Below are 16,218 nucleotides of genomic sequence, written 5' to 3' on the forward strand. Positions count from 1 at the left end.
ATTTCTGACCCGCGATCCAAGCGTCCAAAACCGATCATCGGCCGAATCAAGGCTGCTTGTCGATGACGATGTTCTTGATGTCGTTGGGCTGGTCCGGGCCCGGCGTGCTGCGACCGCGTTGGACCTGCCGTTCCAACTCCTGGTGAAGCTGCTGGACCTTGTCGGGAAAACGCTCGGCCAGGTTCTGTTGTTCCCCCAGATCCTCGTCCAGATTGATCAGCTGCACCATCGGCTTGCCCTGCTTGCGATACTCCGCCCAACTCTTCTTGCTCGGCCGCTTCCCCGTCCATCCGCCCGAGGCGGGGCACAAGGACAACTTCCACTCGCCGTCGCGGATGGCAAAGTAGCCGGAAACACTGTGATGGACGACGTGTTTTCGGCCATCGGTCTGCTGCCCGGTCAGCGACGGCAGGAAACTCACGCTGTCCTCGGCGGCGTCGTCTGGCAAATCGACGGCCAGGATGTCGGCGACCGTGCGGATCACATCCGTCAAACAGATCAAATCGTCACAACGTGTTCCCGGAGCAACGACACCGGGCCAGGAAACCAGAAACGGCACACGATGACCTCCGTCCCAAATGTCTGCTTTGGAGCCGCGTAAGGGCCCGCTGGGATAGTGCCCCATTTGCTGCAACTGATTGATCTTCGACGTCGGCCCGGAGGTGCCGTTGTCGCTGCTGCAGATGATCAGCGTGTTATCAAGCTGTCCGGCATCCCGCAGCGCGGCGACAACCTGACCAAAGCTTTCATCGGTCTGCATGACAAAGTCGGCGTGGGCGTTCAAGCCACTCTTCCCTTGCCATTGCGACGTCGGCACCACCGGTGAATGGGGCGAACTCCAGGGAACGTACAGAAAGAATGGCTGCTGAGAATCCTTCCGGGATTGAATGTACTCAACGGCCTGTTCGGTCAGACGCGGCAACATTTCGATGGGCTCGATTTGTTCGGTCACCTGGTCGTTGTCGATCCAGGTTCGAATCTGTCGCGCGTGATGAAAGCCGTGGAACTCGTCAAAGCCGCCTCGATCTAAGGGGCCATGCGTCACGCGACCCCCGACGTCCACCGCTTTGGCGATGTGCTCGCCATCAAACAACATTCCCAAGTGCCATTTGCCGATCACCGCGGTGTCGTACCCCTGTTCACTCAACAGCTTGGCCAAGGTCAACCGGTCCTCGGCGATCAGCGATTCGCCTCCGGTCAGCACACCCGACTGCAATCGTGTCCGCCAGGCGTAGCGACCGGTCATCAGTCCGTACCGGGTCGGCGTGCAGACGGAAGAACCACTGTGCGCATCGGTGAAAACCATGCCGCTTTCGGCAATCGCATCCAAGTTGGGCGTGGGGATCTTGCCCCGCGTCGGATTCAGGCATTGCAATTCGCCAAAACCCATGTCGTCGGCCAGCATGATCACGACGTTGGGGCGTTCGGACGCCCCCGCGGGATGCCCCAAGAGGGCGAGAGCGGCAACGGCGGCGACAAGAAAGAACGAACGATTCATGGCATGTGGTTTCAGATCGAGGAAGGCTGCGGGTTACCCGACAGTTACCCGACGCGGGCCGCCAACGCGGCAAGCTCCGTCGTGGGTCGGCTGACCGAAATCAGTAGTGTGGCGGCTTCTCTTCCAGGGGGTCCCCCGGCGCCTGGTCATCATTCTTCAGTGATTCGACCACCCGCTCCCACTGCTGAACCTGCTTTCGCAATCGGTCCAGTCGGCCGGCTTGATCGGTGACCACATCATTGAGCACTTCGTATTGGCGCTGCAGGTGGGCAAGTTGAACCTGCAGATCGACGATTTTCTCGGAGTCGGTTTTCATGTGGTTACTATAACGGGACGCGGACATGGCCGCACTTTCCGTCGGCTCAAGCCGACGGCAGACGTCTGTCGTCGCGTCGCGATTTGGAAAGCCCTGTTCCGCCGGCCAGCATCCGTTTTCGATTCGCGACGTGGAAAGCCGCGGCCACGTGAAGCGGACCTCTCTTGGCCAACAATGGTCAATTCACCCTCCCGCAAGGAGGTCGTGCAGCTTTCCTTCACCCTCCCTCCGGGAGGGTCGCGGAGGAGCTTGCGACGACGCGGGGAGGGGACGGCCGGCGTCATTGTTTTTCAGTGGGTTCTATAAGACACCCTCCCCGGAGCCTCGTTCCTCGTCTCCGACCCTCCCGCAAGCGGGAGGGTGAACGTTGCTGATGAGTGTTAGCAGGCGTGTAGATACGATTGCTTAGCCACGGAGTGGCGACAGAACTTGGCATGGAAAAGCAGATTTGCAGATGCCAGGCCTACCTGTCGAGGGTCGGTCGAAGGGGAGCGGCCGATCGCATAGAATCGGTGGCGTTGTTCTCTTTCCTCGCTCCCTCCTTCGACGATCGCCGCCATGGTTGCCGCCCTCTTGCCTCGGGAACGCCTGCTGATGGGCCCAGGTCCCAGCACCGTCCCCAACCGAATCCTTCGCGCCCTCGCGGCACCGACGCTCGGCCACCTGGATCCGCAATACATCGGATACATGGACGAGACTTGTGAATTGATGCGGCAGGTCTTCCAGACAACAAACCAACTCACGTTCCCGGTCTCGGGGACCGGCATGGCGGGGATGGAGACGATCCTGGTCAACCTGATCGAGCCCGGCGACGAAGTGATCGTGATGATCAACGGCGTCTTCGGCGGACGCATGAAGGACAACATGGAACGCTGTGGCGCGACGGTTCACGCCGTGGAAATCCCATGGGGCCAATCGTTCACGCTGGACCAGATTCGTCAAGCGGTTGCCGATCATCCCCAGGCGGTGATGCTGGGGATTGTCCACGCGGAAACCTCGACCGGCGCGTTTCAAGACCTGTCCGGCATCGGCGAATTGCTGCACCAGCAGGGGATGCTGTTTGCCGTCGACGCGGTCACGTCCATGGGCGGACACGACCTGCAGGTCGATGCTTGGGGAATCGATGCAATCTATTCCGGCACACAGAAGTGCCTTTCGTGTCCCCCAGGTCTTTCGCCGGTCTCGTTCTCGCCGCTGGCGCTGGAAAAGATCGAATCCCGCACCACGAAATCGCGCAGCTGGTACCTGGACGTTTCGATGTTGAAGAACTACTACACCGGCGGCGGCGGACGGGCCTACCATCACACCGCGCCGATCAACATGGTGTATGCGTTGCGCGAGGCCTTGGCGATCGTCGTCGAAGAAGGCTTGCAGCCGCGGTTTGAGCGTCACCGCGAAATGCACCAACTGCTACGCAGCGGACTGGAAGAATTAGGGTTGGAGTACATCCCGGATCATTCCCTTCATACCCTGAACTGCGTCGCCGTACCGGATGGCGTCGATGAAGCGGCGATTCGCAAGCGATTGCTCAACGAATTTGACATCGAGATCGGTGGCGGATTGGGAGTGTTCGCCGGCAAAGCCTGGCGGATCGGCCTGATGGGCGAATCGGCGTCGGAAAAAAATGTGCTGACCATGCTGGCGGCATTGAAAAAATGTCTGGGTGATTGAACATGACATCGGTCGACCTGGAAGGCCTGGCGCGACGACTGCCCGCTGGACGTGTCCACGAGGACCCGGCCTGGCAAGCGGTGTTCGAATCGGACGGTTTAACAGCTTTTCGTCAACACCCCCGCGGCGTGGTCATCCCGCAATCGCAACAAGAGGTCATCGACATCGTTCGCTGGTGCCATGAAGTGGGGATGCCCTTTGTGGCCCGTGGAAGCGGGACCAGTTTATCCGGCGGGTCGCTGCCGGTCGCCGATGGGATCGTGATCTCATTGAACCGCATGCGTCGGATTCTGCAAATGGATCCGGACAACCGCACCGCGGTGGTGGAACCCGGCGTGGTGAACCTGGAGGTTTCGCGTCAGGCGGCTGCCCACGGTTTGTATTTTGCCCCGGATCCCTCCAGCCAAAAGATCTGCACGATCGGCGGCAATATCGCTTTCAATTCCGGTGGAGCCCATTGCCTGAAGTATGGCATGACGTCCAACCACGTGCTGGGCATGAAAGTCGTCACGGCATCCGGCGAACTGGTCACGCTGGGTGGGCCGTCGGTGGAATCGGTTGGCCCCGATTACACGGGGTTGTTTGTTGGCAGCGAAGGACTGTTCGGGATCGCCCTGGAAATCACCCTTCGGTTGCTGCCCAAGCCAGAATGCTTCCACACGGTCTTGGTCGGCTACCGATCTCTTCGAGCCGCCGGCGAAGCGGTTTCGGCCGTGATCGATTCCGGGTTGCTGCCGGGAGCAATGGAGATCATGGAGGCGTTGGCGATCCAAGCCGCCGAAGCCGCCGTGGACTGCGGCTATCCGGAGGGCGCCGCTGCCGTTTTGATCGTGGAACTGGAAGGCCCTGCGGAACGGATCGAGTCGGAGCGTCGGCAGTTGGAAGCCGTGATCGAGCAAACCGACGCCTTCGCTTCGGTGGTCGCGGCGGACGAAGTGCAACGGGCCGCCATTTGGGCGGGACGCAAGAGTGCCTTTTCCGCCGTGGGCAAACTCAGTCCGGATTTTCTGGTGCAGGACGGCGTGGTTCCTCGAAAGCGATTGGGCGAAGCGTTGGAAAGGATCGAAGCGTTCGGAAAGGAATCGGGGCTGAGGGTGGCCAACGTCTTTCATGCCGGCGATGGCAACTTGCATCCTTTGATTCTGTTTGACGATTCGAAACCGGGCGAGTTGGAACGGGCCGAAGCGTTGGCCGGCCGGATCTTGCGGCTGTGCATCGAAATGGGTGGTTCGATCACCGGTGAACACGGTGTCGGCATGGAGAAGCGGGCCTACCTTCCCGAAATGTATGACGAGCCGACGATGGGATTGATGCATCGCTTGCGGGCGGCGTTCGACCCCAAGCAGATTTCCAATCCGGGCAAGATGTTCCCCGGTGCCGAGGCGCCCGCCCTGCAATCGCACGGATTGCATCCGCTTGAAAAAGCCGGGGTGATCTTTCGTGAGTGACCCACCCGCTTCCGCCCCAACGCTGATCCACGCGGCTTCGGTCGAAGATTTCCGCCAGGCCCTGCGCGAACACGAATCGGTGTTGACGATCGGCAATCGCACCAAGTGGCCGCTCTCACAAGCATCGCCGGCGACGTGCTTTGTCAGCACACGTGATCTGAGCGGGATCGTTCAATATGAACCATCGGAGTTCACGTTTACCGCGCGGGCCGGAACAACCGTGGCGGAAATCAGCGACGCCTTGGCCGCCAAGGATCAGTACCTTCCCTTCGACCCGCCGCTGTCGCGGGCCGGCGCGACCCTCGGCGGCACCCTGGCAGCCGGACTCAGCGGCCCCGGACGTCACCGCTACGGCGGCGTGCGAGACTTCGTGCTTGGCGTCGAATTCTTGACCGGTGACGGGCAACTGATTCATGGCGGCGGCAAGGTCGTCAAGAACGCCGCGGGATTCGATCTGCCGAAGTTCCTGGTGGGTAGCTGCGGCCGATTGGCGGCGATCACCGAACTGACCTTCAAAGTCTTTCCCCGCCCCGTCGCCTGGCAAACGTTTCAGATCGATTGCCCCGATCATGTTGCCGCCGCAGAGACGATTGCCCTGGTGGCCCGACAGCGCTGGGAACTGGACGCGATTGACTACCGCGCCAACCAAAAGTCAGTGTGGCTTCGACTCGGCGGCGAAGAAGACGTCCTGCAACGCATCGGTGACGACATCCTTCGCTCGATTCCCAACCAGGAGGTCCAACGCATCGATCGGATGCAGGCTGCCGAACAATGGCAGACGCTCGGCGAGCTACGCTTTGCCGCCGCCGAGCTGGATTGCGTGGCCAAGATTCCGCTGACGCTCGAAAGCATGAAACGACTGGCGACCTGGTGCGACGAACGCCCCTGGATGACGCAATTGCACACCAGCGGGGCCGGTTCGGTTGGCTGGCTCGCGTTCGGATCGCAGCAGGCTTCCGAGATTGATGACGCCCTGCGAGCGATGGAACTGGTCGGCCTGGTGGTCATCGGGCCCGAAGGACAGCCCGGGGGAAGAACGGTGCCGTGCCGGCTGGGGCAATGGACCACCAGCAAAGTTGAAGCTGCATTGAAACACGCCATGGATCCCGTGGGCCGTTTTCCGGGGATGGGAGAATAGCGGATGCGACACGAGATCAAAGCACAGGCGTACGGCCCGATGGGCGAACCGATGGCAAAGGCCGTCAGCACCTGCGTTCATTGCGGATTCTGTCTTTCGGCCTGCCCGACCTACCAGGAATTGGGCACCGAAACCGATTCGCCGCGTGGGCGAATCATCTTGATGAAGGAGGTTCTTGAAGGAAAGCTTCCTCTGGAAACCGCCGCACCGCATCTGGATGCATGCCTGGGATGCCTGGCCTGCGTCCCGGCGTGCCCCTCCGAAGTGCAGTACGGCGATTTGATCAGCCCCTTTCGCGCGTTGCACCAGGGCCAACAGAAACGCACCATTGGCAGTCGCATCAAACGCATGCTGGCTCAGCGCACGCTGCCATTCCCTAAACGCTTCCGCTTGGCCGCGCGCACGGGCCGACTTGCCAAGCCGCTGCGGAGCCTGTTGCCGGCTCCGCTCCGCGTGATGTTGGAACTGCTGCCGGATTCGTTGCCCGCGGCGCAGCCTTTGAAATCGCATTACCCCGCAATCGGGCAGACACGCGGGCGGGTGGCGATGCTGCGTGGATGCGCCCAATCGGTGCTGGATCCGGACATCAACGTGGCGACGATCGAGGTGCTCAATCGAAATGGGATCGAGGTTTTGGTCCCGCCGGAGCAGGTGTGCTGCGGCGCACTTTCCTGGCACGTCGGCAACCTTCGCCAGGCACAAGATTTCGCCCGGAGAAACCTGGACGCGTTCCCCGCCGATGTGGACGCGATCGTGACCAACGCGGCGGGCTGCGGAAGCGGCATGCACGAGTACCCGATGATTTTGAAGGGCACTCCCTCGGAACCGACGGCCGTCGATTTCGCTGGTCGTGTGTGTGACGTGTCGGTGTACTTGGCGAAGCTGGACCGCCTGGAGCCCATTCCCGCCTGTCGCCCGGGACTGGCCATCGCCTACCACGACGCCTGTCACTTGTCCAACGCGCAGGGGGTCCGCACGGAGCCCCGCCAATTGCTTTCATGCATCCCTGGAATCCAATTGCGCGAGATCGCCGACGGCCATTTGTGCTGCGGATCGGCAGGGACCTACAACATCGACCAGCCGGAAATCGCTGCCTCGTTGGGGCAACAAAAGGCAGCTGGCGTGATCGACACGCAGGCTCAAATCGTGGCGATGGGGAACATCGGTTGCCTGACACAGATCGCCAAACACCTCCAACTGGCCGGCTCCGCCATCGAGGTCCGTCACACCATGCAGATCCTGCGTGACGCCTACGCCGGACGGCTCGGTCACGAATTGGGTTGAACGGCTTCGTATCGTGGAAGCACCACGCAGCCGTATCCGTAGCCACGCTCACCAGAGCGCAGTGATTCTCGCGGCACCACCGTCGGGCCAAGCGGCGATGCGGTGATGTCTGCTTCAGTAATGCTCCGGCACAAACCGCCTGGTCGCCAGCGTCGCGACGTCATCGTAAGCGTGCGTCAGATCGCGATCAGGAATCTCAACCTTCTCATGAGGCACCTCCTCGTACGGGATGCGACTTAACAGATGTCGAATGCAATTCAGTCGAGCCCGACGCTTATCGTCCGATCGCACGATGTACCACGGCGCGGTGTCGGTATCGGAGGCCACGAACATCGCGTCGCGGGCTTTTGAGTATTCGTACCAGCGGCGCACGGATTCCAGATCGGTCGGACTGAGTTTCCACTGCCGCAAAGGGTCTTCGATCCTCGCGCGAAATCGTCGTTCTTGCTCTTCGGCGCCCACCGACAACCAGTATTTGAGCAGCAGAATGCCGTCATCGATCAGCGCCGCTTCGAAGCGATCGCAATTGCGCAAGAACTTTTCGTGCTCGCGATCGGTGCAGAAACCGAGCACCTTCTCGACGCCCGCACGGTTGTACCAACTGCGGTCGAAAAGGATAATTTCGCCCGCGGCCGGCAAATGTTGGACATAACGCTGCACGTACAACTGCGACCTCTCGCGATCGCTGGGAGCCGGGAGCGCGACGACACGAAAGACACGTGGACTGACGCGTTCGGTGATCCTCTTGATCACGCCACCCTTGCCAGCCGCGTCACGCCCTTCGAAAACCACGACGATCCTGGCGCCGGTGTGCTTCACCCATTCCTGCAGCCGGACCAATTCGACCTGCAGCAATTCGAGCTGCTTGGCGTATTCCTTGCTGCCAAGCTTGGCCGGCTCTTCCGCGTCACCCCTCGCTTTCGAAGCTTGATGCTTTTTGCGTTTCTTCTTGTCCGCTTTTTTTGACATGCTGCAACCTCTTGATTCACGGGTCGTCTTCATTCTCACTCCCGATGAAACGCGGTCAAGAGAATTGTCGCGGCCGCAGAGTCAGGTTCCGGCTGCCCGTCCCGCCAAGGGAGACACTGATGTCGCATTCGCCCTAGGCTATACTTGGCTCCATTCCCCATCCGATCCTCTCAACCCACGTGCTACGCATGCGTTCTTCGCTTTTTCTCTGCCTTGCCCTCCTGTCCGCTTCCGTCGCTCAAGCCGGCCACGCGTTGGTTGCCAACGAAGGACGCACGGTGTACTGGTTTGATAACGCCGGCAAGGTCACGGCATCGGTGGAACTGACGGCCATGCCCCACGACATGCACGTGCTGGACAACGGCAATCTGTTGACCCACCAGGGGACGGAAATCGTTGAAATCGACAAGCAGACTCAAAAGCCGGTTTGGTCCTTCGACACCAAGCAACTGGCGACCGAAGATCGCGTGGAATTGCATTCGGTCGTCCCGCTTGGCAAGGACCGATTGCTGGTGGCATTAAGCGGCGAGGGAAAACTGTTTGAGATCGACCGCGACGGCGACGTACAACGCACGATCACCTTGAAGCGGGACAACCCCCACCCGCACCGTGACACACGCTTGGTGCGGCCGGTCGTCAACGGGGACAAGCTCACGTACCTGGTCGCCCAGGAAGGCGACGGCTATGTCCGCGAGTACGATCGCCAGGGTCACATCGTGTGGGAGTACGACGTTCCGATGTTCGGCAAGGAAGCCAAGGGGGGGCATGGGCCCAAGGCGTTCGGCGATGCCGTCTTCAGCGCCCTGCGACTACCGAACGGAAACACTTTGATCGGCACTGGCAACGGACACAGCATTCTGGAGGTGACGCCAGAGAAAGAAATCGTCTGGAAGGTCGATCAGAATGATCTGAAGGGGGTGACGTTGGCCTGGGTGACCACGCTGCAGGTGTTGGACAACGGCAACATCGTGCTGGGCAATTGCCACGCCGGCCCGGGACAACCGCAGATTGTCGAGATCGATCGCGACAAGAACGTCGTCTGGTCGCTGACGGATTCGGAACACCTGGGAAACAACGTTTCCAATTCGGTGGTGCTGGCTGACTAGTCGGACGGTGTTGAGGTCCACTGGACAGCACTTGAAGACCGTTGTCAGGCACAGCCTGACCTACCGGAAGAAGAAGACCGTTGTCCGGGGCAGCCTGACCTACCGGAAGAACACCGGATGCAGTGCTTTCTCAACCCCGGTAGCGTTCTCGCGGATCGGTCAGGCCGTCGGCCATGCGTCGCAGCGCCTCGGTTTCGATCTGCCGGACGCGTTCTCGGGTCAGCCCAAGTTCGGCACCGATCTCTTTGAGCGTCTTCGGCTCGCCGCCGTCGAGCCCGAATCGCAGTTTCAACACGGTCGCTTCGCGCTCTTCCAGATCGTCCAACAAATCCATCGCATGGCGGAGGATGTCGTGGTCGAGCATCATTTCGTCGGGCGCTTTCAAACGCTCGTCCATCACCATCTCGCCCAGTGACCAACCGGATTCGGACTGATCGCTTTGCGGCGTGCTGTTGCTGATCCGGATGGCTTTGCGAATGATCGGCAGCTTCTTCTTCGGCAGCCCCAGGACCCGAGCGACCTCCTCATTGGTCGGCGTCCGTCCCAATTCCTCGCTCAGCCGGGCCGTTGCCCGACGCCATTTGCTGAGCAACTCGACCATGTAGGCCGGAATTCGGATGGTCTTGGCACTGTTGATCAAGGCCCGTTTGATCGACTGCTTGATCCAGTAGCTGGCGTAGGTGCTGAACCGCGTGCCCACCGTTGGGTCAAACCCCTCGACGGCGCGCAGCAGCCCCAGATTGCCTTCTTCGATCAAATCCTGCAGGCTGAGTCCCTTGCCCGTGTAGCCGCGCGAGATGTTGACGACCAGCCGAAGGTTGGCCCGCACCATTCGGTCGCGGGCTTGGACATCGCCCTGTTCGATCCGAGCGGCGAGTTCCAACTCTTCCTGGGCGGTCAGCAAGGCCGTCTCGTTGATTTCCCGCAGGTAGGTCTCCAATGGCGACTGTGCCGCATCGGTCCGTCGGGTCGCCGATCGGGGTTTGCGTGTCACGTCGACAAGATCCGGGTCGACGGAGGAGGGTGCGAATTCAGACATGAAAGTTCATTCAGATTGATCGGTGCGACGTCACTAGTCCACGTTCGCGGGAGACCGATCCTCCAGCGGCGCTGTTGGAAGATCGGGGGAGGCTCGCGAACGGCTAGCAGAAGAGATCGAGCGAGTTGCCTCGTGATGAGAATCGACCTTCCCGGCGACGAAATGCACCTTCGCCTTTATTGTCCCGCGTGTGTCAGCCGTACCGGTTCTTCGGCTGATTCGGAATGCCCCAGCGGTGCGGGTCAATTCGCTGCGTTGCCGCCGGGGTCAATGTCCCGGGGCGAAGGACACGAAGCGGAAAAATCGGTACCACTCTTCAAGCCCGATCGGTGTCCGGCGGAGCATTTGTTACAGTGTCGCCTCGCCTTTCCCCGCCTTTTCTCCCTGAACGGTCGTCATGCTGATCGATTCGCATCATCACCTGTGGAAATACTCCGCGGACCAATACGGCTGGATCAACGACGACATGCAGCGTCTGAAACAGGACTACTGGGCCGACCAGCTGCGCGAACTCGCCGTCGCAAACGGAGTGGACGGGTTCGTGACCGTCCAAGCCCGACAGAGCCTGGTGGAGACCGACACGTTGCTGGCACTGGCCGAATCGCTTCCGCTGATTCGCGGCGTCGTCGGCTGGCTGGACCTCCGCCGCGAAGACATCGGTGACCAGTTGGACCGCTACGCCGACCGACCGCGTTTGAAAGGCGTGCGACATGTGGTGCAGGATGAACCTCAGGACGATTTCATTCTGGGCACCGAATTCAATCGCGGCGTGGCGCAGTTGGCAGGTCGCGGATTGGTCTACGACATCCTCGTCTTCCCGAGACAACTGGAATCGGCGATCCAGTTTGCGGGCAACCATCCAGAGATCCCCATGGTGCTGGACCACCTGGCCAAACCGGCGGTGGGATCGACAGCGCCCGATGCGGATTGGTGCGACAGGATTCGGAAGCTTGCCGCGCACTCCCATGTCGCTTGCAAATTCTCTGGCTTGGCCACCGAAGTTACCATCGATCGCTGGGACGTCGCCACCATCCGACCGTATTGGGATGTCGTCCTGGACGCGTTTTCGCCCTCGCGATTGATGTTCGGCAGCGACTGGCCGGTGTGCCTGCTGAAAACGGAGTATTCGCGTTGGTTGGAAGCGGTCAGGGAACTGGCCGGGGAACTTTCCCCTGACGAACAGAGTGAGCTGTTCAGCGGAACGGCTCAACGCATCTATCACCTGGAGTAGACCGCATGCGCGCAATTCAAATCAGCGAGATTAAAACACTCAAGCCCATCGAAATCGAATCTCCGGCGGCGCCGGGACCCGGCCAGGCACTGGTCCGCACCCATCGGATGGGCGTGTGCGGTACCGACGTGAGTTGTTACCTGGGCAAGTTTCCGTTCTTCGACTTCCCGCGCATCCCGGGTCATGAATTGGGCGTCGAAGTGCTGTCCGTCGGTGACGGCGTCACCAGCGTCGCCCCCGGCGATCGCTGCAGCGTCGAACCGTACATGAATTGCGGTCATTGCTATCCCTGCCGCCGCGGCGCGACCAACTGCTGCCAGAACTTGAAGGTCATCGGAGTCATGATGGACGGGGGGCTGTGCGAATCGTTCCTGGTTCGCGCCGACAAGCTGCACCGATCGACCAAGCTGTCTTTTGACCAGCTGGCATTGGTCGAAACCTTGGCGATCGGATGCCACGCCAATGACCGCGCCGCGCCGCGACCGGCGGACCACGCCCTGATCATCGGCATGGGGCCGATCGGCTTGGCGACGCTGGAATTCGCCAAGTTCACCGGGGCTCGGATCAGCGTGATGGACATGAATCCGGAACGTCTGGATTTCGTGCGTCGGAACTACGGGATCGAAAATACCATCCAGTTCTCAGGAGACGGGAGCGAGAAAGACGCGATGCGCGAAATCACGGGCGGTGATTTCTATCAAACGATCGTCGACGCAACGGGAAATCGCCATTCGATGGGCGGGGCGATCGGCTACCTCGCCAGCACCGGCACGCTGGTCTACGTTGGAATCACCACCGACGCGATCAGCTTCGCCCATCCCACGATGCACAAACCGGAGGCGTCGATCTTGGCTTCACGCAACGCCCTCCCCGGTGACTTCACCCGGATCATCCAGTTGATCGAGATGGGGATGATCAACACCGATCCCTGGATCACGCACCGCAGCGACCTGGACAGCGTCGTGAATGACTTCGAATCGTACACCAAGCCCGAAACCGGCGTGATCAAAGCGGTGATTTCCGTCTGCCCGTGATCGCATTCGCGGCGGGTGCGACCCACCGTTCGGTCGCTGACAATCCTTTTACATTGTTTTGAATCGAATCCGACCAATCCTCTGGCAAATCTTCGTTAACTGGAAAGGGTCAGGAACGTTCCGGCGGAGTGCCGTCGATCGGGTCCCTGCCCCGGGGAGCCGGAACGGCGACGCGACCGCAGCGTCGCTCGGCGCCGTGCGATCTCACCGAGTGATCCCCAAGGGGTGATCGCCGGTCGAGACGCCTCCCCGACGTCTCATCTTTAACGAGGGAAGAATCATGAAAAGTTGGAATTCCATTCGGCCGGCGCGGCTGCTGGCCGTCTGCGTGGCGGGCTTCGCCGTTTGCGCCGCATCCCCGCCATCGGCCTCGGCACAGCAAGTCTCGCTGGACGTGGGGGTTTGCAACCCGGTGATGCTGGCCGGCGAAAAGCAAACGAACTACCTTCGGATTGCGCTGACCGGTTCGGATCTGCCGCAATCGGAATCTCGGCCGCCGATCAACGCGGCAATCGTCATCGACCAAAGCGGATCGATGAGCGGCCAGAAGATCGTCCAGGCTCGTGAAGCGGCGATCACCGCCGTTCGACGACTGCGCGACGACGACATCGTGGCGGTGATTTTGTACGCCGATTCCGCGCACGTGTTGGTGCCGGCGACTCGCGCCACCGACCGCGAAGCGATTGTGGAAAAGATTCGCTCGGTCAATGCGGGCGGAAGCACCGCGTTGTTCGCCGGTGTCAGCAAAGGGGCGGCCGAAGTCCGTAAATTCCTGGACAGCGATTCGGTCAACCGCGTCATCTTGCTGTCCGACGGCCAAGCCAATGTCGGGCCGCAGAGTCCGCGTGAGTTGGAACGCTTGGGGGCGTCGCTGGTCAAAGAGGGCATCAGCGTCAGCACACTGGGGCTGGGATTGGGGTACAACGAAGACTTGATGAGCCGGCTGGCAGCGGCCGGTAGCGGAAATCACATGTTTGTCGAACAGGCGGACGATTTGGTTGCCGTGTTCCAACGTGAGTTCAATGACCTGATGAGTGTCGTCGCTAACGATTTCGAAATCCACGCCCGGATCGGTGAAGGCATCCGTCCGGTCCGCGTGCTGAACACCAAAGCCGACATCAGCGGTCAGGACATCTACATCCCGTTGGCGCAGCTCTACGCACGGCAGGAACGCTATTTTGTCATCGAGGTGGAGGTTGACGCCGGGCACGTCGGTGACTCGCGAACGATGGCCAACGTTTCGGTAAAGTATCGCAACCTGATCAGCGAAACACGCGACAAGTTGACCAGTCGGGTCGAGATCCGATTTACCGATGACCAGGAATCGGTAGCGAAACATCGCGACGCGGAAACCTATGCGTACTGCGCCCTTCAAATTGCCAACGAGAAGAACGTCCGTGCGACGGCATTGCGTGATGCCGGCCGGATCGAAGAAGCCGAACAGCTGCTGATGAAAAATTCAGACGAGCTCCGGCAGATCGAAATGGATTACGGTGTCCAACTCGGAAAAGTGATCAAGGACGAACTGAAGCGGAACATCAACTTGAATTCTGCCCAGTCGTCGATCATTGCGGATCCGAAGAAATGGAGTGCCGGCCGCAAGGCGATGCGTTACGAGCAGAGCAACAACGCCTCGCAGCAAAACCAGCGTGTCGCTCCCCCCAGCAAGAGTCCGCCGTCGGGCGGAAACTAAGACGCCATGCCAAGACGACTGCTGCTCGCACTCCTCCTGCTGGTCGCTGCACCCCTGGTGCTGCTCGGCTGGTTGAGTGCGAGGTCGGTCGAAGACAGTCGCCAACGTGCGACCGAACGTCTGGCAGCTTTGCTCTCCACACGGTTGATCGACGCCGACCGCGAGGTCGGCGAACTGTTTGATCGCTACGCGGATCAACTGCAGGCGGAATTGGCTGAAACGTCGAACATCTATGCAGCATTAAAACGATTGCGTCGCGAAAACCCGATCGTCCGCCAAGGGATTTATGTCGATTCCGATGGCGTCCAGATCTTCCCGACCGCCGCCGACATGAACGGGAGCGATGAAGCCGAAGTGGCCGCCGGTCTTCCCGGACTGATCGATGCACGCCCATTGCCCTCTCGGCTTCCCGACGCCTCCGATGCGCGAGGATCCGACGTCTCCCGCCGCCCGTCTCTCCCTGGAATGATTCGGCCGGTCGTCTTCGAGGTGGCAGCCGCCAAAGCGGCCGGGTCAGCCGGCAAAGCGGCCACCAAGTCCGCCGGCAGGTCGCAAACGCCCCCGCCCACGCTTGTTGCCTGGCAGCAGTGGTACCTGGGGGACGGAGCACAAATCGTTTTTTGGAAGCAGCTTCCCGATCGGTCGACCGTGGGTATTCTGCTCGATCGCAGCCGCTGGATGGCGGACATCATCTCCCTGTTGCCGGATCAGCCGCCGGCAGCAACCCAGCCTCCCAGCCAACGCTCGCGTCCGGCGTCGGCAAACGCCGATGCGACGCCCCTATTCCAGGTTTCTCTGGTCGACGAATCCAAGCGCCTGATTTATCGCTGGGGATCGACCGATGAACCGAACCGACCGCCACTGGCAACCCGAAATGTGACCAGGCCTTTGACCAGCTGGCAGTTCCGCCTGCACACCGACGGCGACCTGTTGCCGGATCTGAATCCTTGGCCGATGTACCTGTCTCTGGGCGGCATCGGTTTGGTGCTGCTTTCGATCGGAGCCTACGTGCTAACGTCCGTCCAGCGGCAGATGCGATTGGCGCAAAGTCGTGTCAGCTTTGCCGGCCAGGTGTCTCACGAACTGCGCACGCCGCTGACCAACATTCGACTGTTCACGGAGCTCGCGGAATCCGACTTGGCCAATTTGCAGGAGGGACCGGCCAAGTCTTCGCTGGTCAAACGGCTGCAGGTGATCGATCACGAAAGCAAACGCTTGCAACGCCTGGTCACCGGAGTCTTGGAGATGATTCGGCCGACCGGAAAGCAATCCGGTGTACGAACGCGACCGACAGACGTCTGCGAATTGATCAGCGGAATCATTGAACAGTTTCGGCCAAGCTTTGCCTCGGCGGAAATCAGTCTCGAATCCCGTTGCGAGTGCGATCACCCGATCGCCATCGATCCGGATGTGGTGGAGATGGTGTTGGTCAACCTGCTCAGCAATGTTGAGAAATATGTCCCGCAGGGCGGCGGCTGTTGGCTCCAGACGGAAACGGTGGCCGACCAAGCGACCGGGCGGCCACAGCTGCGTGTCCTGGTCGACGATGACGGACCCGGGATTGGCGCCACCGACCGACACCGTGTCTTCGCAGCATTTCAACGCTTGGACGACTCGATCAGTGCCCCCAGCGGTACCGGCATCGGACTGACAATCGCACGTCGCGCCGCACGACGTCATGGAGGCGAATTGGCGTTACTTTCCAAAAGCAAACACGGCGGCGCGACGTTCGAACTGATCTTGCCGATCCAAACCGCGTCCAACCCGGCCCCCAAATGACTCAGGTCCCCG

The 16,218-nt window shown here is 60.7% G+C and carries 13 protein-coding genes; 9 read left to right on the plus strand and 4 right to left on the minus strand.

Translation table 11 applies throughout. The features are described from left to right. Positions 1-46: 46 nt before the first annotated feature. Positions 47-1,498 carry a sulfatase family protein gene (locus tag FYK55_RS06070; RefSeq protein WP_150075496.1) on the minus strand — a complete coding sequence of 484 codons (1,452 nt, stop codon included), beginning with the start codon at positions 1,496-1,498 and terminating at the stop codon, positions 47-49. A 100-nt stretch (positions 1,499-1,598) separates the two neighbouring features. After that, complete coding sequence (locus FYK55_RS06075; protein WP_150075497.1) at positions 1,599-1,841, minus strand: SlyX family protein; 243 nt, start codon at positions 1,839-1,841, stop codon at positions 1,599-1,601. 531 nt (positions 1,842-2,372) lie between these two features. Between FYK55_RS06075 and FYK55_RS06080 the strand changes: the two genes are divergently transcribed. Genes FYK55_RS06080 through FYK55_RS06095 form a run of 4 tightly spaced genes read left to right on the plus strand, consistent with a single transcriptional unit; the run spans position 2,373 to position 7,355 of the window. Further along, positions 2,373-3,485 carry a pyridoxal-phosphate-dependent aminotransferase family protein gene (locus FYK55_RS06080; RefSeq protein ID WP_150075498.1) on the plus strand — a complete coding sequence of 371 codons (1,113 nt, stop codon included), beginning with the start codon at positions 2,373-2,375 and terminating at the stop codon, positions 3,483-3,485. A 2-nt stretch (positions 3,486-3,487) separates the two neighbouring features. Then, entirely contained in the window at positions 3,488-4,933 is a 1,446-nt protein-coding gene (locus FYK55_RS06085) for an FAD-binding oxidoreductase (protein ID WP_150075499.1), read from the plus strand. Then, positions 4,926-6,071 (plus strand): FAD-binding protein, encoded by a 1,146-nt coding sequence (locus tag FYK55_RS06090; protein ID WP_201743635.1) that lies wholly within the window; start codon positions 4,926-4,928, stop codon positions 6,069-6,071. Before FYK55_RS06085 ends, FYK55_RS06090 begins: the two co-directional genes overlap by 8 nt. A gap of 3 nt (positions 6,072-6,074) precedes the next feature. After that, complete coding sequence (locus tag FYK55_RS06095; RefSeq protein WP_150075500.1) at positions 6,075-7,355, plus strand: (Fe-S)-binding protein; 1,281 nt, start codon at positions 6,075-6,077, stop codon at positions 7,353-7,355. A gap of 114 nt (positions 7,356-7,469) precedes the next feature. On the opposite strand, the gene ppk2 is transcribed toward FYK55_RS06095, so the two are convergent. Next, a complete protein-coding gene (gene ppk2, locus FYK55_RS06100) occupies positions 7,470-8,324 on the minus strand; it encodes a polyphosphate kinase 2 (protein WP_150075501.1) in 855 nt (284 codons plus the stop codon). Between the two features lie 188 nt (positions 8,325-8,512). Between ppk2 and FYK55_RS06105 the strand changes: the two genes are divergently transcribed. Beyond that, positions 8,513-9,430, plus strand: a complete 918-nt coding sequence (locus tag FYK55_RS06105; protein ID WP_150075502.1) for a beta-propeller domain-containing protein — start codon at positions 8,513-8,515, stop codon at positions 9,428-9,430. Between the two features lie 130 nt (positions 9,431-9,560). On the opposite strand, the gene FYK55_RS06110 is transcribed toward FYK55_RS06105, so the two are convergent. Continuing rightward, positions 9,561-10,469 (minus strand): sigma-70 family RNA polymerase sigma factor, encoded by a 909-nt coding sequence (locus FYK55_RS06110; protein ID WP_150075503.1) that lies wholly within the window; start codon positions 10,467-10,469, stop codon positions 9,561-9,563. Between the two features lie 397 nt (positions 10,470-10,866). Here FYK55_RS06110 and FYK55_RS06115 point away from each other — a divergent pair, with 397 nt between their 5' ends. The 4 genes from FYK55_RS06115 to FYK55_RS06130 all read left to right on the plus strand — a co-directional run bounded on the left by FYK55_RS06115 (position 10,867) and on the right by FYK55_RS06130 (position 16,206). After that, a complete protein-coding gene (locus tag FYK55_RS06115; protein WP_150075504.1) occupies positions 10,867-11,700 on the plus strand; it encodes an amidohydrolase family protein in 834 nt (277 codons plus the stop codon). Between the two features lie 5 nt (positions 11,701-11,705). Beyond that, a complete protein-coding gene (locus FYK55_RS06120) occupies positions 11,706-12,734 on the plus strand; it encodes a zinc-binding alcohol dehydrogenase family protein (protein WP_150075505.1) in 1,029 nt (342 codons plus the stop codon). 280 nt (positions 12,735-13,014) lie between these two features. Then, positions 13,015-14,427, plus strand: coding sequence for a vWA domain-containing protein (locus FYK55_RS06125; RefSeq protein WP_150075506.1), 1,413 nt, complete (start codon positions 13,015-13,017; stop codon positions 14,425-14,427). Positions 14,428-14,433: 6 nt separating this feature from the next. After that, a complete protein-coding gene (locus FYK55_RS06130) occupies positions 14,434-16,206 on the plus strand; it encodes a sensor histidine kinase (protein WP_150075507.1) in 1,773 nt (590 codons plus the stop codon). Positions 16,207-16,218 lie beyond the last annotated feature (12 nt).

It is taken from the genome of Roseiconus nitratireducens, from assembly GCF_008629675.1.
Lineage (GTDB): Bacteria > Planctomycetota > Planctomycetia > Pirellulales > Pirellulaceae > Stieleria > Stieleria nitratireducens.

Bases quoted from the DNA above. Each gene is read 5' to 3' on its own strand.
- FYK55_RS06070 (WP_150075496.1), bottom strand. From the start codon at position 1,498: ATGAATCGTTCGTTCTTTCTTGTCGCCGCCGTTGCCGCTCTCGCCCTC.
- FYK55_RS06075 (WP_150075497.1), bottom strand. From the start codon at position 1,841: ATGTCCGCGTCCCGTTATAGTAACCACATGAAAACCGACTCCGAGAAA.
- FYK55_RS06080 (WP_150075498.1), top strand. From the start codon at position 2,373: ATGGTTGCCGCCCTCTTGCCTCGGGAACGCCTGCTGATGGGCCCAGGT.
- FYK55_RS06085 (WP_150075499.1), top strand. From the start codon at position 3,488: ATGACATCGGTCGACCTGGAAGGCCTGGCGCGACGACTGCCCGCTGGA.
- FYK55_RS06095 (WP_150075500.1), top strand. From the start codon at position 6,075: ATGCGACACGAGATCAAAGCACAGGCGTACGGCCCGATGGGCGAACCG.
- ppk2 (WP_150075501.1), bottom strand. From the start codon at position 8,324: ATGTCAAAAAAAGCGGACAAGAAGAAACGCAAAAAGCATCAAGCTTCG.
- FYK55_RS06105 (WP_150075502.1), top strand. From the start codon at position 8,513: ATGCGTTCTTCGCTTTTTCTCTGCCTTGCCCTCCTGTCCGCTTCCGTC.
- FYK55_RS06110 (WP_150075503.1), bottom strand. From the start codon at position 10,469: ATGTCTGAATTCGCACCCTCCTCCGTCGACCCGGATCTTGTCGACGTG.
- FYK55_RS06115 (WP_150075504.1), top strand. From the start codon at position 10,867: ATGCTGATCGATTCGCATCATCACCTGTGGAAATACTCCGCGGACCAA.
- FYK55_RS06120 (WP_150075505.1), top strand. From the start codon at position 11,706: ATGCGCGCAATTCAAATCAGCGAGATTAAAACACTCAAGCCCATCGAA.
- FYK55_RS06125 (WP_150075506.1), top strand. From the start codon at position 13,015: ATGAAAAGTTGGAATTCCATTCGGCCGGCGCGGCTGCTGGCCGTCTGC.
- FYK55_RS06130 (WP_150075507.1), top strand. From the start codon at position 14,434: ATGCCAAGACGACTGCTGCTCGCACTCCTCCTGCTGGTCGCTGCACCC.